Annotated in this window: 20 protein-coding genes and 2 tRNA genes; 15 read left to right on the forward strand and 7 right to left on the reverse strand. The window is 67.9% G+C overall.

Annotated elements, in window-relative coordinates:
- Positions 1 to 5: 5 nt before the first annotated feature.
- The gene (rpmH, locus tag MJ607_RS12595) at positions 6 to 143 is read right to left on the reverse strand and encodes a 50S ribosomal protein L34 (RefSeq protein ID WP_036304730.1); all 138 of its coding nucleotides are present in this window, start codon (positions 141 to 143) and stop codon (positions 6 to 8) included.
- 310 nt (positions 144 to 453) lie between these two features.
- Between rpmH and dnaA the strand changes: the two genes are divergently transcribed.
- The 10 genes from dnaA to MJ607_RS12645 all read left to right on the forward strand — a co-directional run bounded on the left by dnaA (position 454) and on the right by MJ607_RS12645 (position 11,484).
- Positions 454 to 1,893, forward strand: coding sequence for a chromosomal replication initiator protein DnaA (dnaA, locus tag MJ607_RS12600; RefSeq protein ID WP_243075943.1), 1,440 nt, complete (start codon positions 454 to 456; stop codon positions 1,891 to 1,893).
- Between the two features lie 537 nt (positions 1,894 to 2,430).
- On the forward strand, positions 2,431 to 3,582 hold the full coding sequence (dnaN, locus tag MJ607_RS12605; RefSeq protein ID WP_243075944.1) for a DNA polymerase III subunit beta: 1,152 nt from the start codon (positions 2,431 to 2,433) through the stop codon (positions 3,580 to 3,582).
- A gap of 61 nt (positions 3,583 to 3,643) precedes the next feature.
- Positions 3,644 to 4,819, forward strand: a complete 1,176-nt coding sequence (recF, locus tag MJ607_RS12610) for a DNA replication/repair protein RecF (protein WP_243075945.1) — start codon at positions 3,644 to 3,646, stop codon at positions 4,817 to 4,819.
- Entirely contained in the window at positions 4,812 to 5,357 is a 546-nt protein-coding gene (locus MJ607_RS12615) for a DUF721 domain-containing protein (RefSeq protein ID WP_243075946.1), read from the forward strand. Before recF ends, MJ607_RS12615 begins: the two co-directional genes overlap by 8 nt.
- A gap of 125 nt (positions 5,358 to 5,482) precedes the next feature.
- Positions 5,483 to 7,519: a DNA topoisomerase (ATP-hydrolyzing) subunit B gene (gyrB, locus tag MJ607_RS12620; RefSeq protein ID WP_243075947.1), complete on the forward strand. Its 2,037-nt coding sequence runs from the start codon at positions 5,483 to 5,485 to the stop codon at positions 7,517 to 7,519.
- Between the two features lie 81 nt (positions 7,520 to 7,600).
- Positions 7,601 to 10,162: a DNA gyrase subunit A gene (gene gyrA / locus MJ607_RS12625; RefSeq protein WP_243075948.1), complete on the forward strand. Its 2,562-nt coding sequence runs from the start codon at positions 7,601 to 7,603 to the stop codon at positions 10,160 to 10,162.
- Positions 10,159 to 10,563: a DUF3566 domain-containing protein gene (locus MJ607_RS12630; protein WP_243075949.1), complete on the forward strand. Its 405-nt coding sequence runs from the start codon at positions 10,159 to 10,161 to the stop codon at positions 10,561 to 10,563. Before gyrA ends, MJ607_RS12630 begins: the two co-directional genes overlap by 4 nt.
- Before the next feature lie 94 nt (positions 10,564 to 10,657).
- A tRNA-Ile gene (locus MJ607_RS12635) sits at positions 10,658 to 10,731 on the forward strand.
- Between the two features lie 15 nt (positions 10,732 to 10,746).
- A tRNA-Ala gene (locus MJ607_RS12640) sits at positions 10,747 to 10,822 on the forward strand.
- A gap of 236 nt (positions 10,823 to 11,058) precedes the next feature.
- Positions 11,059 to 11,484 (forward strand): NUDIX hydrolase, encoded by a 426-nt coding sequence (locus MJ607_RS12645; protein WP_243075950.1) that lies wholly within the window; start codon positions 11,059 to 11,061, stop codon positions 11,482 to 11,484.
- A 27-nt stretch (positions 11,485 to 11,511) separates the two neighbouring features.
- On the opposite strand, the gene MJ607_RS12650 is transcribed toward MJ607_RS12645, so the two are convergent.
- Both MJ607_RS12650 and MJ607_RS12655 read right to left on the reverse strand, forming a co-directional pair.
- A complete protein-coding gene (locus MJ607_RS12650; protein WP_243075951.1) occupies positions 11,512 to 11,988 on the reverse strand; it encodes an aminoacyl-tRNA deacylase in 477 nt (158 codons plus the stop codon).
- The gene (locus MJ607_RS12655) at positions 11,985 to 12,494 is read right to left on the reverse strand and encodes a DNA helicase (RefSeq protein WP_243075952.1); all 510 of its coding nucleotides are present in this window, start codon (positions 12,492 to 12,494) and stop codon (positions 11,985 to 11,987) included. The genes MJ607_RS12650 and MJ607_RS12655 overlap by 4 nt, the downstream gene beginning before the upstream one ends.
- Before the next feature lie 97 nt (positions 12,495 to 12,591).
- On the opposite strand from MJ607_RS12655, the gene MJ607_RS12660 reads away from it, so the two are divergent.
- The gene (locus tag MJ607_RS12660) at positions 12,592 to 13,149 is read left to right on the forward strand and encodes a peptidylprolyl isomerase (protein ID WP_243075953.1); all 558 of its coding nucleotides are present in this window, start codon (positions 12,592 to 12,594) and stop codon (positions 13,147 to 13,149) included.
- A gap of 23 nt (positions 13,150 to 13,172) precedes the next feature.
- Positions 13,173 to 14,099 (forward strand): rhomboid family intramembrane serine protease, encoded by a 927-nt coding sequence (locus tag MJ607_RS12665; protein WP_243075954.1) that lies wholly within the window; start codon positions 13,173 to 13,175, stop codon positions 14,097 to 14,099.
- Between the two features lie 217 nt (positions 14,100 to 14,316).
- Here the strand turns inward: MJ607_RS12665 and MJ607_RS12670 are convergent, their stop codons facing one another.
- The gene (locus tag MJ607_RS12670; protein WP_243075955.1) at positions 14,317 to 14,553 is read right to left on the reverse strand and encodes a cell division protein CrgA; all 237 of its coding nucleotides are present in this window, start codon (positions 14,551 to 14,553) and stop codon (positions 14,317 to 14,319) included.
- A 53-nt stretch (positions 14,554 to 14,606) separates the two neighbouring features.
- On the opposite strand from MJ607_RS12670, the gene MJ607_RS12675 reads away from it, so the two are divergent.
- From MJ607_RS12675 to MJ607_RS12685, 3 genes are read left to right on the forward strand one after another with little or no spacing between them, the layout of a single operon-like run.
- Positions 14,607 to 15,422, forward strand: a complete 816-nt coding sequence (locus tag MJ607_RS12675; RefSeq protein WP_243075956.1) for a class E sortase — start codon at positions 14,607 to 14,609, stop codon at positions 15,420 to 15,422.
- Positions 15,422 to 15,577 carry a hypothetical protein gene (locus tag MJ607_RS12680; RefSeq protein ID WP_243075957.1) on the forward strand — a complete coding sequence of 52 codons (156 nt, stop codon included), beginning with the start codon at positions 15,422 to 15,424 and terminating at the stop codon, positions 15,575 to 15,577. The genes MJ607_RS12675 and MJ607_RS12680 overlap by 1 nt, the downstream gene beginning before the upstream one ends.
- Positions 15,574 to 16,209, forward strand: a complete 636-nt coding sequence (locus tag MJ607_RS12685; protein WP_243075958.1) for an aminodeoxychorismate/anthranilate synthase component II — start codon at positions 15,574 to 15,576, stop codon at positions 16,207 to 16,209. Before MJ607_RS12680 ends, MJ607_RS12685 begins: the two co-directional genes overlap by 4 nt.
- Positions 16,210 to 16,253: 44 nt before the next feature.
- Here the strand turns inward: MJ607_RS12685 and pknB are convergent, their stop codons facing one another.
- Genes pknB through MJ607_RS12700 form a run of 3 tightly spaced genes read right to left on the reverse strand, consistent with a single transcriptional unit; the run spans position 16,254 to position 21,174 of the window.
- Complete coding sequence (pknB, locus tag MJ607_RS12690) at positions 16,254 to 17,954, reverse strand: Stk1 family PASTA domain-containing Ser/Thr kinase (protein WP_279234639.1); 1,701 nt, start codon at positions 17,952 to 17,954, stop codon at positions 16,254 to 16,256.
- A gap of 53 nt (positions 17,955 to 18,007) precedes the next feature.
- Complete coding sequence (locus tag MJ607_RS12695) at positions 18,008 to 19,720, reverse strand: serine/threonine-protein kinase (RefSeq protein WP_243075959.1); 1,713 nt, start codon at positions 19,718 to 19,720, stop codon at positions 18,008 to 18,010.
- Positions 19,717 to 21,174 carry a penicillin-binding protein 2 gene (locus MJ607_RS12700; protein ID WP_243075960.1) on the reverse strand — a complete coding sequence of 486 codons (1,458 nt, stop codon included), beginning with the start codon at positions 21,172 to 21,174 and terminating at the stop codon, positions 19,717 to 19,719. Before MJ607_RS12700 ends, MJ607_RS12695 begins: the two co-directional genes overlap by 4 nt.
- Positions 21,175 to 21,218 lie beyond the last annotated feature (44 nt).

Here is a 21,218-nt window from a genome sequence, read left to right on the forward strand (position 1 = left end):
CGATGTCAGGCCGAGAGCTCGGTGCGGCCCTTGCCACGACGAGCCGAGAGGATGGCGCGGCCGGCACGCGTGCGCATGCGGGCGCGGAAGCCGTGCTTCTTGGCGCGACGACGGTTGTTGGGCTGGAAAGTGCGCTTGCTCATGGAATCACTTCCGGATCAGGTGTCACCGGGACGCTCAGACCGGAGACTGCTTGGTTACAGGAATCTGCCGCGAGGGCATAAGTCAACCGATTAAGGCTACGTCTCCTGGGCCGATAACTCAAACTGAGCCATGCCGGCGGGCATTATCCACAATCGGTGTCGCTGACCCTGGCACCGACACGCGCCCGGTTCTACAGTGGAGTTTGCTCGTGAGTCGCCCGCTGACTAGCGTTGCTCCGGCAGTTATCCACAGGCACCGGGGTGTTCCCATCCTCTGATCCTGAGGTGCAGTTTCGACCCCGGGGGGGCCATGTCGCAGCACGAGATTCCAGATGTTCCTGTCTGGACGGCGGTGCTCGACGAACTCACCGTCGACGACCGCGTCACCCCGCAGCTGCACGGATTCCTCAATCTGGCGGTCCCACAGGGCGTCATGAGCGGGACGCTCTATCTCGACGTCCCCAACGACCTCACGGCCGCGCAGATCAACAAGCGCATGCGGGCGCCGATCATGGAGGCGCTCGCGCGCATCCCGCAGGATCCGCCCGTCGCGTCGACCTTCCGCGTCGTGGTCAATCCGGATCTCGTCGACCAGCACATGACTGTTCCCATCCAGGTCCAGTCCGCCGCCGCCGCAGCCGCCGAGCCTGTCGCTGCCTCCGCGCCCACCGCTCTTCGCCAGCGCTTCGAGGAGCCGGTCGAGACGCCGTCGCGCAACGACTCGCGCCTCAACCCGAAGTACACGTTCGACAACTTCGTCATCGGGCAGTCCAACCGCTTCGCCCACGCCGCGGCGGTCGCGGTCGCCGAGGCACCGGCGAAGGCGTACAACCCGCTCTTCATCTACGGCGACTCGGGACTCGGAAAAACCCACCTCCTGCACGCGATCGGCGACTACGCGATCAGCCTCTATGCCGGCATCCGCGTCCGGTACGTCTCGAGTGAAGAGTTCACGAACGACTTCATCAACTCGATCGCCAACAACCGCGGATCGGCTTTCCAGGCGCGGTATCGGGATGTCGACATCCTGCTCATCGACGACATCCAGTTCCTGCAGGGTCGCGCCGAGACGCAGGAAGCCTTCTTCCACACCTTCAACACGCTCCACGACCACGACAAGCAGGTCGTGATCACGAGCGATGTCCCGCCGAAGCACCTGACCGGCTTCGAGGACCGCATGCGCAGCCGGTTCGAGTGGGGTCTCATCACGGACGTCCAGGCGCCCGACCTCGAGACCCGCATCGCGATCCTGCGCAAGAAGGCCCAGTCCGAGCGGCTGCACATCCCTGACGAGGTGCTCGAGTACATTGCGACGGTCGTCTCGTCCAACATCCGCGAGCTCGAGGGCGCGCTCATCCGCGTCTCGGCTTTCGCGAGCCTCAACCGATCGACGCTCGACATGTCGCTCGCACAGACGGTCCTGCGCGACATCGTCGATCAGGACGACGCCAACGTCATCTCGCCGACCGACATCATCACCGCGACAGCGGCCTACTTCAAGCTGACGGTCGACGATCTCTACGGGTCGAGCCGCTCCCAGTCCGTCGCGACGGCGCGTCAGATCGCCATGTACCTGTGCCGCGAGCGCACGAGCCTCTCACTGCCCAAGATCGGGCAGCTCTTCGGCAACCGCGACCACACGACGGTCATGTACGCCTACAAGAAGATCAGCGACCTCATGAAGGAGCGGCGCTCGATCTACAACCAGGTGTCCGAGATCACGGCACAGCTCGGCCGCAACGGCCGCTGACCCCTCGTTCTCCTCGCGCCGGCCTCGGCGCGCCCTTCGCCGACCCCACGGGCCGCCGGAGGGCTCTTCGGCGCTCACATGCCGATGAGGCGATCGGATGCCGCCTCCCGCCTTCGTCGGCCGGCGGCCATGTGCCGTCATATGCCGCGGTCAGCGCTTGACACTGCCTGTGCACGGGGCCAAAATGCCCGTTCTTCACAGTGTGGAAAACCTGTGGATAACTCGAATCTCCTGCGGAGAAGTGTTGGCCGTCGGGCCATGACCTGTGGAGGAGCGATGTGGAACTTGTCATTCGGTGCAGCCGCGACATCCCGCTCATCCGCAGGCATTCCACAACTCACAAACGTGTAGTTCCCATGCGTCGACAGTGATCGGCCGACTTATCCACAGTTTCCACAGCGGTTAACAACATGACAGAGAACTTCTGATTAACACCCCGTCCGATCACCTCGACGCCGAAACGGGCCCTCTTGGGGTCGGGGCAGAACAGGGCACTAGCATGGGTAACCCAAGCCCCAGGACGACAAGGGAGCGCCAGTGAGGTTCCACGTCAATCGCGATGTCTTCAGCGAGGCGGTTTCGTTCGTCGTCAAACTGCTGCCCCAGCGCAACCCGCAGCCGATTCTCGCCGGCGTGCTGATCGAGGCCAGCGCGGCCGGACTGTCGCTCGCGGCATTCGACTACGAAGCCTCGGCCCGCACGACGATCGAAGCGACCGTCGACGAGCCCGGCACGATCCTCGTGCACGGCCGCCTCCTCTCGGACATCGCGAGCCGGCTGCCGAACGCGCCGATCCAGATCGAGGTCGACGACGACGGCGGCATCGTGCTGACCTGCGGCTCCGCGCGCTTCACGCTCGCCTCGATGCCGGTGCAGGAGTACCCGGCGATCCCCGAGGTCACGGGCGACTCCGGGCTCGTCCCGGCCGAGGACTTCGCCACCGCCATCGCGCAGGTCGCCTTCGCGGCATCGCGCGACGACGTCACCCCCGTGCTCACGGGCGTGCAGCTCGAGGTCTCGGGCACGCAGCTGAGCCTCGTCGCCACCGACCGCTACCGCGTTGCGCTGCGCGAGATCCCGTGGGACGGCGGCACGACAGCCTCCGACGAGCCGACGACGGCGCTCGTGCCGGCGCGCACGCTCACAGAGGTCGGCAAGACCTTCGCGCACAGCGGGCAGATCTCGATCACGTTCTCGGGCTCGGGCGATCGCGAGATCATCGCGTTCACGGCGGGCAACAAGACGGTCACGTCGCTGCTCATCAAGGGCAACTTCCCTCCGGTGCGTCGGCTGTTCCCCGCGCAGACCGAGCACCAGGCGGTCCTGAACACGGCCGACCTGTCCGAGGCGGTGCGTCGCGTCTCGCTCGTACTGGACCGCTCCGCCCCGCTGCGGTTCACCTTCACGCCCGAGGGCGTGTCGATGGATGCGTCGGGCACTGAACAGGCGCGCGCCTCCGAGTCTGTGGATGCGACGCTCGTCGGCGACGACGTCACGCTGGGCCTCAACCCGCAGTACCTCCTCGAGGCGCTGTCGGCGGTCCGCAGCGAGTTCGCCCGTGTCACGTTCACCTCGAGCGACAACGCGAACAAGCTCAGCCCCGTCCTCATCACGCCGCAGACCTCGGTCGAGAAGGGCGGCGAGCAGAGCTTCAAGTACCTGCTCCAGCCCAACCTCCTCCTGCGCTGAGCGGCACCGCGGCGCTGACCGCCCCGGCCGAAACGTCGGGGCTGCGAACTAGGTTTGATTCGTGATCGTGGAGCAGCTGAGTCTCGTCGACTTCCGCAACTACGCGGTCGCCGAGGTCGCGCTGGGTCCCGGTCCGAACGTCTTCATCGGACGGAACGGTCAGGGCAAGACGAACCTCGCCGAGGCGATCGCCTTCTTCGCGACGCTCGGCTCGCATCGCGTCTCGTCGGACGCCCCGATGGTGCGCGACGGTGCCGAAGCCGCCATCCTGCGGGCGCGGCTCGCGCACGGCGAGCGGCGGGTGCTGCTCGAGGCGCAGGTCAATCGTCAGGGGTCGAACAAAGCCCGGGTCAACGGCTCGGCCGTCAAGATGAGCGAGCTGCCGCGCTACGCGCAGGTCGTGCTCTTCGCTCCGGAAGACCTGCAGATCGTCCGTGGCGATCCGTCCGCGCGTCGCCGCTTCGCGGATCAGCTTCTCGTGCAGCGCTCACCGCGCATGAGCGCCGTGCTGGGCGACTACGACCGGGTCGTCAGGCAGCGCACGGCGCTGCTCAAGTCGGCGCGCGCGCGGGGAATCCGCGGAGACGCGCTCTCGACGCTCGACGTGTGGGACGAGAAGCTCGTCGCACTCGGCACGCAGGTGATCGAGGCGCGTCTCGCCCTTGCCGACGAGCTCTCCACGCCGCTCGCCGACGCGTACGCGGCCATCGCCGGCGCCGACCACCAGCCCGAACTGGCGTGGGCCCTCTCGGTGACGGGCGGCGATCCCGAAGAGGGGGCTGCGCTGCGGCAGGCGAAGGATTCCGAGACGGATGCCGCGTCCCCCGTGCGCATCGACGATCTCTTCCGCGCGGCACTCGCCGACCGGCGCGCCGCCGAGCTCGATCGCGGACTCACGCTCGTGGGTCCCCATCGCGACGATCTCGTCCTGCGCGTGCGCGGGCTTCCCGTCAAGGGGTATGCGTCGCACGGCGAGTCGTGGTCGGTCGCCCTCGCGTTACGGATCGCCTCCGCCGAGCTGCTCCGCGCCGACTCCCGCCTCGGGGATCCGGTCGTCATCCTCGACGACGTCTTCGCCGAGCTCGACACCGATCGCCGCACGCGGCTCGCCGACCTCGTCGCGGGCTACGAGCAGGTCGTCGTGACGGCCGCCGTCGAGCAGGATGTCCCTCCAGGCCTGCGTGCGCGCGTCGTGCGCGTCGAGGCGGGCCGGATCGTGGAGGCGACGGATGCCTGACCCGGCCGACCCGCGGGACGCGGCATCCGTCATCCGCTCGACGTTCACAGGAGACTCCGGCGATCTCCCCGAGACGATCGCGACGTATCTCAGGCTGCGGGGTCTCGAGCCTTCGGCACGGTCGTTCCGCAAGCGCCGCCGCCGGCCGAGCGACGACGACGAGCACGCGCCGTTCATGCCGGGGCGCGACCCGCACGGACTCGGCGACGTGCTCTCCGCCCTCACGCGGGACGCGGGCTGGAATCCCCAGCTCGCCCGCGAGGACGTCGTGCGCAGCTGGAACGAGGTGGCGGGCGCAGACACCGCAGGCCACACGAAGCCGGTCGCTTTCGCCGACGGCATCCTCACGGTGCAGGCCGACTCCACGGCATGGGCGAAGCAGCTCCAGCTCATGCGCGTGCAGATCCTCTCCGAGATCGTCCGCAGGTTCCCCGAAGCAGGTGTCGAGGCCATCCGCTTCATCGGGCCGGACGTCCCCTCGTGGAAATGGGGTCCCAGAGCCATTCCAGGGCGCGGTCCGCGCGATACCTACGGGTAACCCACCTCCGGGACTGTCCGCGCTCATTTCAGCGCGCCACAGGGCCGTTCAGGCGTCGTTACGAGGCCTCGTCTTGGTAGACTGGAACCGATCCCCGACGACCGATCTGGAGCGCTCGAGAAGATATGACGTCTGTGAATCCCGAAAACGCTGCCGGGGAACCCGGATCGACCGCGCCAGGAAAGCCGCTCAGCGACTACGGCGCCGATGCCATCCAGGTGCTCGAGGGACTCGAGGCGGTCCGCAAGCGTCCCGGCATGTACATCGGGTCGACGGGTCCGCGCGGACTCCACCACCTCGTCTACGAGATCGTCGACAACTCCGTCGATGAGGCTCTCGCAGGATTCTGCGACCTCATCGAGGTCACGATCCTGCCGGACGGCGCCGTGCGCGTCGTCGACAACGGCCGCGGCATCCCGGTCGACATGCACAAGACGGAAGGCAAGTCGACCGTCGAGGTCGTGCTGACGGTCCTGCACGCCGGCGGCAAGTTCGGCGGTGGCGGCTACGCCGTGTCCGGCGGCCTGCACGGCGTCGGCTCGTCAGTCGTCAACGCCCTCTCGACGCGCCTCGAAGTCGAGGTCAGGCGCCAGGGTCACGCGTGGCGGCAGTCGTTCAGCGACGGCGGAGTGCCGCTCGCCCCGCTCGAGCGCGGCGAGGCGAGCGACGAGACCGGCACGACGATCACGTTCTGGCCGGATCCCACGATCTTCGAGACCGTCTCGTTCGAGTACGAGACGCTCCGCACCCGGTTCCAGCAGATGGCGTTCCTCAACAAGGGGCTGCGCATCGACCTCATCGACCAGCGCCCCAGCGAGGCCGTCGAGTCGGAGGAGGACGGCGCGATCGTGCTGTCGCAGCCGAGCGACGTGTATCTGTACGAGCGGGGTCTTGTCGACTACGTCGAGTACCTCAACAAGACGCGTCACGCCGACGTCGTCAACGACCAGATCATCGAGGTCGAGTCAGAGGACACTGAGCGGCACATCGCGCTCGAGCTCGCGATGCAGTGGACGACGAGCTACACCGAGAATGTCTTCACCTACGCGAACACGATCAACACGCACGAGGGCGGAACGCACGAGGAAGGCTTCCGCGCAGCACTCACGACGCTCGTCAACAAGTACGCCCGCGCGAACAACCTGCTCAAGGAGAAGGACGAGAACCTCTCGGGCGACGACGTGCGCGAGGGCCTCACCGCCGTCCTCTCGGTCAAGCTCTCCGAGCCCCAGTTCGAGGGTCAGACCAAGACCAAGCTCGGCAACACCGAGGCGAAGGCCTATGTGCAGAAGGTCGTCGGCGACAAGCTCGGCGACTGGTTCGAGCGCAATCCCGCGCAGGCCAAGCTCGTCGTGCGCAAGGCGATCGACGCGGCGACCGCGCGGCTCGCCGCCCGCAAGGCCCGCGAGACGGCGCGCCGCAAGAGCGTCTTCGAGAGCGCCTCGATGCCCGACAAGCTCAAGGACTGCACGTCGAAGGATCCGTCGATCAGCGAGATCTTCCTCGTCGAGGGCGACTCGGCCGGCGGATCCGCGGTGCAGGGTCGCGACCCGCACACCCAGGCCATCCTGGCCCTGCGCGGCAAGATCCTCAACGTCGAGCGCGCGCGCCTCGACCGCGCTCTGGGCAACAACGAGATCCAGGCCATGATCGCCGCCTTCGGAGCCGGCATCGGCGAGGACTTCAACGTCGAGAAGGCGCGATATCACAAGATCGTGCTGATGGCGGATGCCGACGTCGACGGCCAGCACATCACGACGCTGCTGCTCACGATGCTCTTCCGCTACATGCGCGGGTTCATCGAGGCCGGCTACGTCTACCTCGCGATGCCCCCGCTGTATCGCCTCAAGTGGTCGAACTCGGCGCACGAGTACGTCTACAGCGACCTCGAGCGCGACGCGCTGCTCGCAGACGGCCTCGCGAACGGCAAGCGCATCCCGAAGGAGAACGGGATCCAGCGCTACAAGGGCCTCGGCGAGATGAACGACAAAGAGCTGTGGGAGACCACGATGGACCCCACGACGCGCACGCTGCGTCAGGTCACGATCGATGATGCGGTCGCCGCCGACACGATCTTCACGACTCTCATGGGCGAAGACGTCGAGTCGCGCCGCCAGTTCATCCAGAAGAACGCGAAGGACGTCCGGTTCCTCGACATCTAGTGGCTTCGCGCGCGCTCGCGACCGGCATCCGGTCGCTGAGCGGGCGAAGCGAGACGAACCGGACCAACGGAAGAGAAACGCATGGCTGACGACAGCACCACCACCGCGGCATCCGATCACAATCACGGCCACATCGAGCAGGTCGACCTGCAGGGCGAGATGCAGCGCAGCTATCTCGACTACGCGATGGCCGTCATCATCGGCCGCGCGCTGCCCGACGTGCGCGACGGCCTCAAGCCCGTGCACCGCCGCGTCATCTACGCGATGTACGACGGCGGCTACCGTCCCGACAAGGCGTTCTCGAAGTGCGCTCGCGTCGTCGGCGAGGTGATGGGTCAGTACCACCCGCACGGCGACACCGCGATCTACGACACCCTTGTGCGTCTCGTGCAGCCGTGGGCGCTGCGCTACCCGCTCGCGCTCGGTCAGGGCAACTTCGGCTCGCCGGGCAACATGGGCGCCGCAGCCCCGCGTTACACCGAGACCAAGATGGCTCCCCTCGCGCTCGAGATGGTGCGCGACATCGAAGAAGAGACCGTCGACTTCCAGGACAACTACGACGGCCAGACGCAGGAGCCGTCGGTCATGCCGGCGCGGTTCCCGAACCTGCTCGTCAACGGCTCGGTCGGCATCGCGGTCGGCATGGCGACCAACATCCCGCCGCACAACCTGCGCGAAGTCGCCGAGGGCGCACTGTGGGCGCTCGAGCACCCCGACGCGACGCGCGAAGAGCTGCTCGACGCGCTCATGCAGCGCATCAAGGGCCCGGACTTCCCGACCGGCGCGCAGATCCTCGGCACCCGAGGCATCCACGAGGCGTACCGCACGGGACGCGGCTCGATCACGATGCGCGCCGTCGTCGAGATCGCCGAGATCCAGGGCCGCACGTGCCTCGTGATCACCGAGCTGCCGTACCAGGTCAACCCCGACAACCTCGCGCTGAAGATCGCCGACCTCGCGCGCGAAGGCAAGATCTCGGGCATCGCCGACATCCGCGACGAGACGTCGGGACGCACGGGTCAGCGCCTCGTGATCGTTCTGAAGCGGGATGCCGTCGCCAAGGTCGTTCTCAACAACCTGTACAAGCACACGCAGCTGCAGGAGAACTTCGGCGCGAACATGCTCGCGATCGTCGACGGCGTGCCCCGCACGCTGGCGCTCGACGGCTTCATCTCGAACTGGGTGGATCACCAGATCGAGGTCATCGTGCGCCGCACGCGCTTCCGCCTGCGCAAGGCCGAAGAGCGCATGCACATCCTGCGTGCGTACCTCAAGGCGCTCGACGCCCTCGACGAGGTCATCGCGCTCATCCGTCGCTCGCCGACCGTCGAAGAGGCCCGCGAAGGACTCAAGGCGCTCCTCGAGATCGACGACATCCAGGCCGACGCCATCCTGTCGATGCAGCTCCGCCGCCTTGCGGCGCTCGAGCGTCAGAAGATCATCGACGAGGCGACCGAGCTCGAGGCGCAGATCGCCGACTACCACGACATCCTCGCGACGCCGGAGCGCCAGCGCACGATCGTGCGCGACGAGCTCACCGGCATCGTCGACAAGTTCGGCGACGAACGGCGCACCGACATCGTGTTCGGCTTCGACGGCGACATGACCGACGAGGACCTCATCCCCGAAGAGGAGATGGTCGTCACCGTCACGCGCGAGGGCTACATCAAGCGCACGCGCAGCGACAACTACCGTTCGCAGCACCGCGGCGGCAAGGGCGTCAAGGGTGCGCAGCTGCGCGCCGACGACGTCGTCGAGCACTTCTTCGTCACGACGACGCACCACTGGCTGCTCTTCTTCACGACGAAGGGGCGCGTCTACCGCGAGAAGACCTATCGGGTCCCCGAAGCGGGCCGCGACGCCAAGGGCCAGCATGTCGCGAACCTCCTGGCGCTGCAGCCGGGCGAGGAGATCGCGCAGATCCTCGACATCCGCGACTACCGGGTCGCGACGTATCTCGTGCTCGCGACGCGCAGCGGCCTCGTCAAGAAGACGCGGCTCACCGAGTACGACACGAACCGCCAGGGCGGCGTCATCGCCATCCGCCTCCGCGAGGACGACGAAGTCGTCAGCGCGCTGCTCGTCGACGAGGGTGACGACCTGCTGCTCATCAGCCGGCACGGGATGTCGCTCCGCTTCACCGCGACGGATGAGGCCCTGCGCCCGATGGGTCGTTCGACCGAGGGCGTGAAGGGAATGTCCTTCCGCGGTCACGACAGCCTGCTCTCCGCATCGTTCGTCCGCGACGACGGATTCGTCTTCGTCGTGACGGAGGGAGGCTGGGCCAAGCGCACCGAAGTCGCCCAGTATCGCGGCCAGACGCGCGGTGGAATCGGCATCAAGGTGGCCAAGCTCAACGACGATCGCGGCGACCTCGCGGGCGGCCTCATCGCCGCCGAGGACGACGAGGTCTTGGTGGTTCTTGCCAGCGGCAAGGTGGTACGCTCTGCCGTGGCCGAGGTGCCCGCCAGGGGCCGCGACACCATGGGTGTCGTCTTCGCCCGCCCCGACGACGACGATCGCATCATCGCGATCGCGCGCAACGGCGAGCGCGGATTGGCCGATGCAGAGGCCGCCGAGGACCAGGAGTCCCCGGCTCCCGAGGCCTCCGCCGAGATCCCCCAGGAGAGTACTGACGCATGAGCACCGTAGCCGACAAGCTCGCCAAGAAGTCGAGCCACAAGAGCAGCGCCAAGCAGGTCCGCCTGCGTCTGGTCTACATCGACTTCTGGTCGGCGGTGAAACTGTCGTTCCTCGCGGCAGTCGCGATCGCCATCGTCACGGTCGTGTCCTTCTTCATGATCTTCATGGTCGTGCAGGCGACGGGCCTCATCTCGCGCGTCGACGAGTTCTTCCAGAGCTTCTCGGACGGCGGCGTCACCCTGAGCCAGTTCGTAGGCCTCCCGCAGGTCATGGCGGTCGGTGCGATCGTCGCGATCCTCAACCTCGTCGTCGTCACGGTGCTCGGCGCGGTCATCGCGGGCATCTACAACCTCGCGGTCAAGATCACGGGCGGACTGCTCGTCGGGTTCACGAGCAACTGACGCGGACGGATGCCGCGCGCCGGCCTCGATTCGAGAATTCGGCGTGCGTCAGGTAAAGTCTTCAAGGTTGCCGACGCGAAAGCGTCGCACAATCGGGGGTATAGCTCAGGCGGTTAGAGCGCTTCACTGATAATGAAGAGGTCCCAGGTTCAAGTCCTGGTACCCCCACTCACCACCCATTCAGGGGCCTTAGCTCAGTTGGTAGAGCGCCTGCTTTGCAAGCAGGATGTCAGGAGTTCGAATCTCCTAGGCTCCACCATCGGAAGAAGCCGGTCCCGCTAGGGGCCGGCTTCTTCCGATTATCGGGCACTGCGATTCGAACTGGCGGCGAAGCCGTCGTTCGGCGGGCCCACGGCTCAGAGGCTCCGCGCGACGCGAAGCGGCGCGTGGAGGGAGCCGGGGACTCCTAGGCTCCACCAGGATGAAGAAGCCGGTTCCCTCAGGGAGCCGGCTTCTTCGTTCTTCGGTCTGTGCCCGCCCGGTTTAGGGTGAAGCATGGATCTGCGCGTCGCTGCGTACGCCGTCGTGGTCGATGACGACCGGCGGGTGCTGCTCGCCCACTGGAACGAAGGCCGCAAGGCCGCCTGGACGATGCCCGGCGGCGGTCTCGAAGCGGGGGAGGACCCCGAATACGCGGCGCGCCGCGAAGTCTTCGAGGAGACGGGCTATCGGGTCGAGATCGGCGAGCTCCTCGGCATCCATTCGCGCGTCATCCCGCCCGCCCATCGCATCCCCGACGGGTCGACGAGTCCCCTGCACACGCTGCGGATCGTCTACCGCGCGACCGTCAAGGGCGGTCGGCTTCGGCACGAGGTCGGTGGCACGACGGATCGCGCTGACTGGTTTCCGCTGCCCGCGATCGACGACCTGCATCGCGTCAAGCTCGTCGACATCGCGCTGTCGATGGCGGGGCTGCGCTGACGGGGACGGGATGCCTCGCCCGGCGGGCTACTCGATCGGCTGCGAGATGTCGGCGACCGTCGCGCCGAACGAGGCGATGAGGTCGTCGGCCTGCACGAACAGGCTGTACCCGTGCGCGCCGGCACCCATCGCGATGCGCTCGCCGACGATGCGCTCGTCCGCGAAGACGGGCCACTCGGTCGCGCTGCCGATCGGCACGATCGTGCCGCGCTCGTAGCCGGTCGCGGCCAGCGCGCGCTCGGGATCCGGCAGCTGCAGCTTGTTGACGCCGACGACAGCGCGCAGCTTCGGCCACGAGATCGCCCGGTCGCCCGGGACGAGCGCGAACAGATACGTGTCGTCGCTGCGCTTGACCACGAGCGTCTTGACGATGCCCGCGGGGGCGATGCCGAGCAGCTCCGCTGCTTCGGGCAGACTCTTCGCGGCGGGCCGCTCGCGGATCTCGACGTTCAGATCGCGAGCGGATGCCGCCTCTCTGACGCGCGCTGTCGGATCGTCCGTCACGCGTCGGGTGCGCGGAGCGGGTCGTCCGCGACCCAGAGCTCGTCGTCGGCGCGCAGCGTCTGCCATGCGGCGTACGCGACGCCGAGGGCCGCGGCCACACCGAAGATGATCGCGATGATGCCGCCTGCGCCGATTCCGCGCTTGGGCGGCTCGATGATCGCGGGCAGCGGGATGCGGCCGCCCGAGAGCTTCGCGCGCGTCTCGTTGGCGGCATCCCACACCGAGAGCGCGGAGCCGACGACGGCACCCGCAGCGGGAACGACCTTGTCGTTCACGACGTGCTTGGAGACGGCCACGCCGCGGTCGACGTACGGCGCGGCGTACTTCCCGTACGTGTCGCGCGCCTGGGGCACGATCTGCTCACGGCCGTAGTTGCCGGCCTGCCGACGCGCTTCGCGCGCGATGTCGGCGGCGTCGCTCACGAGGACCTGCTGGGCCTCCCACAGGCGCGACGCCTGGTCCTGAAGCTTGTGGAGTTCCTTCTTGCGCTTGCGGCTGAGGCTCACGGGGCCCTCCCTGTCGATGGGGGATGTGGTGTTGACCATATTGCCAGACGGGGCCTCACACGAGAGGGGTTGCAAGGAACTCTGCGAGAATGTACACATGCCCACCCCTACCGCGGTCGCGACCCTGCACACCAACCACGGCGACATCGTCGTCAACCTCTTCGGGGACCACGCGCCCCGCACGGTCGGTAACTTCACCGGCCTCGCCGACGGCACCGGTGAGTGGAAGAACCCGGCGACGGGTCAGGCCGGCGAGGGCCCGCTCTACAAGGACGTCGTCTTCCACCGCATCATCCCCAACTTCATGATCCAGGGCGGCGACCCGCTCGGTCAGGGCACGGGCGGACCGGGGTACACGTTCAACGACGAGATCCACCCCGAGCTCGACTTCCAGAAGCCGTACATCCTCGCGATGGCCAACGCCGGCCTGCGTCGCAACGCCATCACGGGCAAGCCCGAGGGCACGAACGGCTCGCAGTTCTTCATCACGACCGACCCGACCCCGTGGCTCCAAGGCAAGCACACGATCTTCGGCGAGGTTGCGGATGCCGCCTCCCGCGCTGTCGTCGACGCGATCGCCCAGGTGCCGACGGGTGCCGGAGACCGTCCGATCGAGCCTGTCGTCCTCGAGTCGATCGACATCGTCGCGGCCTGACGCGGGCACCCTCTCCCTCGCCCGTGACCACCGACGCGTTCCGCCGCAACAGCGACAACTTCTGCTACCGGCATCCCGATCGCGTGAGCTTCGTGCTCTGCCAGCGATGCCTGCGCACGATCTGCCCCGAATGCCAGACGCAGGGCGCCGTCGGCGTCATCTGCCCTGAGTGCATCAAGGACCAGCAGAAAGCGCAGACGGAAGTCCAGCGCAAGGCCGAGCGTCGGTGGTCCCGGTCGCAGCCGATGGCGTTCGCGACCGATTCCCGGCCGCTCGTCACGTACGGCATCATCCTCGTGACGGCCGTCGTCTACGTCCTGCAGCTCATTCCGGGCTTCGGCACGATCGTCGAGAACTGGCTCGCCTTCAACAGCTACTTCGTGTGGCCGGGCGGTCCCGTGCCGATGCAGCCGTGGCGGCTCATCACCGTGCTCTTCGTGCACGGAAGCTTCTTCCACATGGCGCTGAACATGCTCGCGGTGTTCTACATCGGACGCAGCCTCGAGCCGCTCCTCGGCCACTGGCGATACCTCGTGCTCTACTTCCTCGCCGGGCTCGGCGGCTCCGTCGCCGTCGCGCTCCTCGCCCCGGGCGTGTGGGTCGTCGGCGCCTCCGGCGCGATCTTCGGCCTCTTCGGGGCCCTGCTCGTGATCGGCCGGCACATCGGCGCCAACATCCGCATGATCGCGATCGTCATCGGCATCAACTTCCTGTGGCCGTTCGCCGTCGCGCTCATCTCGAGCATCGGGCGCGGCTCGTTCGCCGATGCGCTCGACGCAATCGCCGTCTCGTGGCAGGCGCATCTCGGCGGACTGCTCGTCGGCGGACTCGTCGGATTCATCTACGCCCGCACGCGCCAGCGCTCCCAGCGCGCGCTGCAGATCTGGCTGCTCGTCGGCGTGGCGGTCGGCTGCATCGCCCTGCTCGCGATCCCGCCGCTCCTGTACTGACGGTCCGTGCGAAGCACGTTCTATCGAAACCGGTCGTCGAGTAGGCGCGCAGCGCCGTATCGAGACGGATAACTTCCCGCGTAGCGGGAAGTTATCCACAGGTTCATCCACAGGTGGGGATGAATCACACGCGTGTAATTAGTGTCACACCCGCCAAAGAAAGCGGCCGAGACGCAACATGTGCGTCTCGGCCGGAAGTCGGAGGTGGTGCTGCGGGTCAGCGCCACCTTGTCGTCATGAGGAAGCCGATGAAGGCGATGCCGAAGCCGATCACGAGGTTCCAAGCACCGATGCCCGGAATCGGATATGCCATGCCGCTCAGGTAGAACACGAGCACCCACACCAGACCGACCAGCATGAGCCCGATCATCACGGGCTTGAACCAGACGGGGTTGGGGGCCGCTTCGCCCTCGCTGCGTTCGACGAGATCCTCGTCTTTGCCAGAACGTGCCATAGCGCCCAGTCTACCGTCAGCCTCGTGCCCAGCCCCTGACCTAGAATCCCTCTGTGGATGACGCGGCGCAATCGGCGCAGCCGGCCGGCGAGGCGGATGCTTCGCGAGCCCGCACACGTCGGCGCGCACAGCACGCGCGACGCCCTTCCGTCGTCGGCGTCCTCGGCGAGATCCTCATCACGCTGGGCGTCGTCACGCTCCTCTTCGTGGCGTGGCAGCTGTGGATCGGCGACGTCATCTACGGCGCCGAGCGCACGCAGCAGGCCGACGCCCAGAGTGATGAGTGGCAGCGCGAGTACGAAGAGCAGATCGCCGCCTCGCCCGAGGTGACCGAGACCCCCGCGCCCGCCGACACGACGGCGGAGCCGATCATCCTGCCGCAGCCCGACGACGCCCAGACGTTCGCGACGATGCACATCCCGCGCTTCGGGCCTGAGTACAACATCAATGTCGCGGGCGGCGTGACACGCGCCAACACCCTCGACCCCATCGGCATCGGCCATTACCCCGGCACCCAGATGCCGGGCGAAGAGGGCAACTTCGCCGTCGCGGCGCACCGTACGACGTGGGGCAAGCCCTTCAACCGGATCGCCGAGCTCCGAGTGGGGGACGCCATCGTCGTCGAGACGCCTGACGGGTGGTACACCTACCGCTTCCGCACGCTCGAGTACGTCGAGCCGAGCGCCGTCGAGGTGATCCTCCCTGTTCCGCAGGAGACGGGCGTCGCCGCGAACGACCGGTATCTCACGATGACGAGCTGCAGTCCCATGTACTCCATGGCCGAGCGCATCGTCGCCTACAGCGTCTTCGAGAACTTCACGCCCCGCTCGGCGGGGGCGCCCGCTTCACTGACGGGAGGGGTCGCCTGATGTACGCGGCACTCTGGCGCATCATCCCCGGTCCCTGGTGGCTGCGCGTCATCATCCTAGCGATCCTCGCGGCCGCCGTGCTGTACGGGCTCTTCGTCTACGTCTTCCCCTGGGTCGGCAGCTTCGTCGTGCCCCAGGAAGTGACGGTCGAATGACCGACGGCGCTGTCCTGGTCGTCGACAACCACGACAGCTTCGTCCACACCCTGGTCGGCTACCTGCACGAGCTCGGCGCTCGCACGCGGCTCGTGGAGGCAGATGCGATCGCACCGGGCGACGTCCCGCGCCTCCTGGCAGGCTGCAAAAGCGTGCTGCTGTCTCCGGGTCCCGGAACGCCCGAGAACGCGGGAGCGTCGATCCCCGTCGTCCACGCGGCGGCGGAGCGCGGCATCCCGCTGCTCGGCGTGTGCCTCGGACACCAGGCGATCGCCGTCGCCTTCGGCGCGACGGTGGATCATGCGTCCGAGCTCATGCACGGCATGACGTCGTCGGTGCACCACGGCGGCGATCCGCTCTATGCCGGGCTCCCCGACCCTTTCACCGCGACGCGGTACCACTCGCTGGCCGTCGTGCCCGCGTCGGTGCCCGCGGCGCTCACCGTGACGAGCTGGACCGACAGCGGCGTCATCATGGGACTGCGGCATCGCTCGCTGCCCATCGAGGGTGTGCAGTTCCACCCTGAAGCGGTGCTGACGCAGGGCGGGCACCGACTGCTCGGCAATTGGCTCGAGAGCACGGGGATGACGGATGCCGCTGCCCGCGGCGCCGCGCTGACTCCTCACCGGTAGCTCGGCTTCGACGCTTCGGCGAGCTCAGCGACCGTGGTCGGGCGTCAGGTGCCGGAGCAGAAGGTCAGCGTGATCGTCGAGTGGACGGGCACGTCGCCCGGCGGCAGCGACTGCTGTTTGACCGTCTGCGGGTCGGTCGCGGGACACGTCGTGTCTTCCGCCGTGACGACTTCGAGGCCGATCGACGGATCCGACAGCTCGCGCTGCGCGGCTTCGACGGTGTAGCCCGCGTAATCCACGATCGTGACCATGCCCGTCGCGACAACGAGGTTCACGACAGTCCCGACCGCGACCTCCGTGCCGGCGGCGGGTGTCGACGACAGGACAGTGCCGGCCGCGAGGCCGGGATCGTTGCGCGGCGTCACCGAGCCCGCGGCCAGCTTCGCCGTCTCGAGCGCCGAGCGCGCGGCATCCTCACCCAATCCCTGCAGAGTGGGGACGACGACCATCTCCTGTCCCTCCGAGACGTAGACCCGCACCTGCTGTCCCGGCGCCACCGAGGTGCCCGCTTCGGGATCCGTGCGGATGACGTTGCCTTCCGCGATCTCGCTGCTCGGCTCGTCGACGCGGTACGCGAGCAGGTCCTCCTCTTCGAGTATCGAATTCGCGCGGTCGTAGCCCATGTCGGTGACGTCCGGCACGATCCGCGCGTTGCTCGGCACCTGCGTGCCGGGACGGATCGTCGTGACCCAGAAGAAGACTGAGATGAGCAGCACCGCGAGCACCGCGACGCCCGCCCAGATCCACGCGACCGGAGGGCCGGCCTGCGTGCGCTTCATCGTCGTGTCGGTGCTGAGCTGACGCAGCGACCGTGCCGTCTCTGCCGCCTGGCGCGGATTCGGTCCGTAGAGCTCGCTCGTGAGGGCGCCCACCTGCCGCTTCGACGGGGACTTCCCGTCGATCGTCGCGTCGAGCGCCTCGCGGAAGGACGCGGCATCCTGATAGCGCTGGAAGGGGTCCTTGGCGAGGGCGCGCAACGCGATCGCGTCGAGGGCGCGCGGAACCGACGCGTTGATCTCGGACGGCGCCACCGGCGTCTCGCTCACGTGCTGGTAGGCGACGGCGACGGGCGACTCGCCGCGGAACGGCTGACGGCCGGACAGCAGCTCGTAGAGCACGACACCGGCCGAGTAGAGGTCGGCGCGCGCGTCGACAGGCTCGCCCTTGGCCTGCTCGGGAGAGAAGTAGGCGGCCGTACCGAGGATCTGCGTCGTCTCGGCGACGGTCGAGGAGGAGTCGGAGACGGCGCGGGCGATGCCGAAGTCCATGACCTTGATCTGCCCTGCGGGGGTGACCATGACGTTGCCGGGTTTGATGTCGCGGTGCACGACGCCGGCGCGGTGGGAGTACTCGAGCGCCTCGAGGATGCCGTCGACGTAGCGGATCGCGTCCGCGACGGGGACCGGACCCTCGGAGATCACGTCCTTGAGGAGCGACCCCTGGACGAGCTCCATGACGATGAACGGCACGGGGCTGACGGTGCCGTCCGGCGCCATCTCGCTGTCTTCGCCGGCGTCGTAGACGCGCACGATCGTGGGGTGCGACATGCGCGACGCGGCCTGTGCCTCGAGGCGGAACCGTGTGCGGAACGTGTTGTCGTTCGCGAGGTCGCGCTTGAGCACCTTGATCGCCACGACCCGGCCGAGCGTCAGGTCGTAGCCCTTGTAGACGCTCGCCATGCCACCACGGCCGATCGGCTCGTCGACGCGGTAGCGCCCAGAAAGAACGCGCGGCTCAGCTGTCAACGATCACTCCCTGGGTGTGGCAGAGCCAGCCTAGCCGACCCCGCCGCGACCCCTCAGTCGCTGCCGGTGGTCGTGGCCTCCGGTGCGGGGGTGGCCGCTCCGGCGATCTGGGCGTTCGCCTCGGGCGATGCCGGCGACGTGCGCTTCTCGTTGTTGCCTGTGCAGTCCACCGTGTACGTGACGATGACCGTCTCGCCTTCGGCGCCCGTGACGGTGAGCGGCGCCGACCGCGCGTCTCCGGGGAACGAGCTCGTCGACTGGCCGTTGGCGAACTGGCCCCGCGTCGCGGTGAAGTTGTAGGAACTCGGCGAACCGGCTCCCGACGGGCACGAGTACCCGTCCCATGCGACCGTGACGCTCGAGCCCACCGTGACGGGCGACGAGAGCCGCGGCGCGCCGGGCGCGCTCAGCGGGGTCTGGTCGGAGTAGAAGGTCAGCGTCAGCAGCTGCGTCGGCTCGATGCTCCCGGTCGGGGCGATGCGGTAGACGAGGCCGGCCTGGTCGGCCGAAGGGGCGGCGTCGCCGGGCGTGCAGGTGACGGACTCGACGCCCGCGGCCTTGGCCTTCGTGCTCGCCTCGTCGCAGTTCATGCCGTCGAGCGCGAGCGCGTCGATGTCGATGCGCGTCGCCGACGGCGTCGGCGTCGCCGAGGTGCGCGACTCCGACGGGGTCGAAGACGAGGACGGCTCGGGATCGTCCTCGTTGTTCGCGAAGATCGCCCACAGCGTTCCGCCGAGCACGAGCAGGAGGAGCACGATGAGCGCGATGAGAGGCCACGTCCACGGGCTGCGCTTGCGCTTCTCGCCCTCTTCGACGCCGCCCGGCACAGCCTCTGGCAGCAGACGCGTGGCGGTCGACGTGTCGGTCGCGCCGAGAAGCTGCGTCACGTCGTCGACGGGTGCAGCTCCCGTCGCGATCGCGGGCACAGCGGCGGCGGCGGCCGCGACATCCCCTCTGCGAAGCGCCGTCGCGGCGCGCGCGACGGCCGATGCCGTTCCGGGACGCTCCTCGGGCTTCTTGGCGATCATCGCCATGACGAGGTTCTGCACGGGGGACGCGACGGTCGGCGGCAGCGGCGGCGGCTGCTCATTGATCTGGGCCATCGCGATCGCGACCTGCGACTCGCCCGTGAAGGGGCGCTTGCCGGCGAGGGACTCGTAGGCGACGATGCCGAGCGAGTACGTGTCGGTCGCGGGCGAGGCCGGGTGGCCGGACGCCTGCTCGGGCGACAGGTACTGCACCGTTCCCATGACCTGGCCGGTCGCCGTGAGCGGCACCTGGTCGGCGATGCGCGCGATGCCGAAGTCGGTGATCTTGACGCGGCCGTCGGGCGTGATGAGCAGGTTGCCCGGCTTGATGTCGCGGTGCACGAGGCCCGCGGAGTGGGCGGCCTGGAGCGCCGCAGAGGTCTGGGCGACGATATCGAGGGTCTTGTCGGTCGACAGCTGCCCGTCGCGCTCGAGGATCGTGGAGAGGGCTTCGCCCGGCACGAGCTCCATCACGAGGAAGGCGGAGCCGTTCTCCTCGCCGTAGTCGAAGACGCTCGCGATGCCCTCGTGGTTGACGAGTGCCGCGTGGCGGGCCTCGGCGCGGAAGCGCTCGAGGAACCCGGGGTCGCCCATGTACTCGTCTTTGAGGATCTTGATCGCGACCGTCCGGCCGATGACGTGGTCGGTGGCCTCCCAGACCTCGCCCATGCCGCCGATGGCGATCCGGGAATCCAGTTCGTAGCGTCCGCCGAAAGTCGCACCCTGCGTCGGTCTCATCGTCCCAGCACCGCCTCCATGACCTTCTTCGCAATCGGCGCCGCGATCGTGTTGCCGCTGCCCGTCTGACCCTGTCCGCCGCCGTTCTCGACGACGACCGCAACCGCGACGTCCGGGTTCTCCGCCGGAGCGAAGCCTGTGAACCACAACGTGAACGGCTGACTGTCGCCGTTCTCGGCGGTCCCGGTCTTACCGGCCACCTCGACGCCGTCTATTCTTGCACCCGATGCGGCGCCGTCACTGACATTCGCGACCATCATCGCGACCATCTCGGCGGCCAGATCCGCGTCGAGCGCTCGCCTGAACTCGGTGCTCTCGAACGTCTGCTGAACCGAGAGATCCGGTGCCAGGACGCTGTCGACCATTCGTGGGTTCATGACCACTCCTCCGTTGGCGATGCCCGCCGAGACCATCGCCATCTGCAGCGGCGTGGCGGTGACCTGGCCCTGGCCGAATCCCGTCAGCGCCGTCTGCGGGTCGTCGAGTGCGCGCGGGTAGCTCGAGGGCGTCGAGACGAGCGGCAGCTCGAACGACTGGTTGAAGCCGTACTTCTCGGCCTCGTCGCGGATCGCGGCATCGCCCAGTTGGACGGCGAGCTCTGCGAACGGGATGTTGCAGCTGAACCGCAGCGCGTCGGCGATCGTGACCGTCTCGCCGGGGCCGCACGCGCCACCCGTCGAGTTGAAGACGACGTTGCTCGACTGCGGCAGCGTGTACGAGGCGGGGTTGGGCAGAGCCGATTGGGGCGTGTAGTCGCCGGAGGCGAGGGCCGCCGAGGCGACGACGAGCTTGAACGTCGATCCCGGCGGGTTGAGGTCTCCGCCGATCGTGCGGTTGAAGAGCGGATGCGACGGGTCGGCGTCGAGACCGTCGTAGTAGGCGTTCGCCTCGCGTGCGCTGTGCGACGCGAGCAGGTTGGTGTCGAACGTCGGGCTCGAGACCATCGCGAGGACACGGCCCGTGGACGGCTCGATCGCGATGACGGCGCCCTGCAGGTCGCCGAGCGCCTCGAACGCGGCGCGCTGCGTCGCGGCATCCAGCGACAGGACGACGTTGGATCCGCGCTGGGGCTGACCCGTCACGATCTGCTCGATGCGCGCGAGGAACTGCGAACCCGCGGTGCCGCTGAGCTCCTGGTTCATGTCGAGCTCGATGCCCCGCGCCGAGCCGAGCGCGGGGTTGATCCAGCCCGTCACCTGGCTCCACATCGGTGCGTCGGTGTAGGTGCGCTGCCACGAGTACACGTCGTCCGAGGGGACGGATGTCGCGATCGCGGCGCCGCTCGCGATGATCGAGCCGCGCTGCACCTGGTACGAGTCGTACAGGGCGCGGGTGTTGCGCGGATTCTCGGCGAGCGTCTCGGCCTGGACGACCTGGATCCAGCTCGTCGAGACGAACAGCGCGAGGAACATCGCGAGCATCACGATGCTGAGGCGGCGGAGCTCTTTCGTCACAGGCTGCACCTCGTCGGAGTGAGGAACGAACCGGTTCCTGAGCA

Origin of the sequence: Microbacterium sp. SS28, assembly GCF_022761035.1 — a bacterium.
Taxonomy (GTDB): domain Bacteria; phylum Actinomycetota; class Actinomycetes; order Actinomycetales; family Microbacteriaceae; genus Microbacterium.

Coding starts and splice junctions, on each gene's coding strand:
- rpmH (WP_036304730.1), bottom strand. CDS start 143: ATGAGCAAGCGCACTTTCCAGCCCAACAACCGTCGTCGCGCCAAGAAG.
- dnaA (WP_243075943.1), top strand. CDS start 454: ATGTCGCAGCACGAGATTCCAGATGTTCCTGTCTGGACGGCGGTGCTC.
- MJ607_RS12615 (WP_243075946.1), top strand. CDS start 4,812: ATGCCTGACCCGGCCGACCCGCGGGACGCGGCATCCGTCATCCGCTCG.
- gyrB (WP_243075947.1), top strand. CDS start 5,483: ATGACGTCTGTGAATCCCGAAAACGCTGCCGGGGAACCCGGATCGACC.
- gyrA (WP_243075948.1), top strand. CDS start 7,601: ATGGCTGACGACAGCACCACCACCGCGGCATCCGATCACAATCACGGC.
- MJ607_RS12630 (WP_243075949.1), top strand. CDS start 10,159: ATGAGCACCGTAGCCGACAAGCTCGCCAAGAAGTCGAGCCACAAGAGC.
- MJ607_RS12645 (WP_243075950.1), top strand. CDS start 11,059: ATGGATCTGCGCGTCGCTGCGTACGCCGTCGTGGTCGATGACGACCGG.
- MJ607_RS12660 (WP_243075953.1), top strand. CDS start 12,592: ATGCCCACCCCTACCGCGGTCGCGACCCTGCACACCAACCACGGCGAC.
- MJ607_RS12670 (WP_243075955.1), bottom strand. CDS start 14,553: ATGGCACGTTCTGGCAAAGACGAGGATCTCGTCGAACGCAGCGAGGGC.
- MJ607_RS12680 (WP_243075957.1), top strand. CDS start 15,422: ATGTACGCGGCACTCTGGCGCATCATCCCCGGTCCCTGGTGGCTGCGC.
- MJ607_RS12685 (WP_243075958.1), top strand. CDS start 15,574: ATGACCGACGGCGCTGTCCTGGTCGTCGACAACCACGACAGCTTCGTC.
- MJ607_RS12695 (WP_243075959.1), bottom strand. CDS start 19,720: ATGAGACCGACGCAGGGTGCGACTTTCGGCGGACGCTACGAACTGGAT.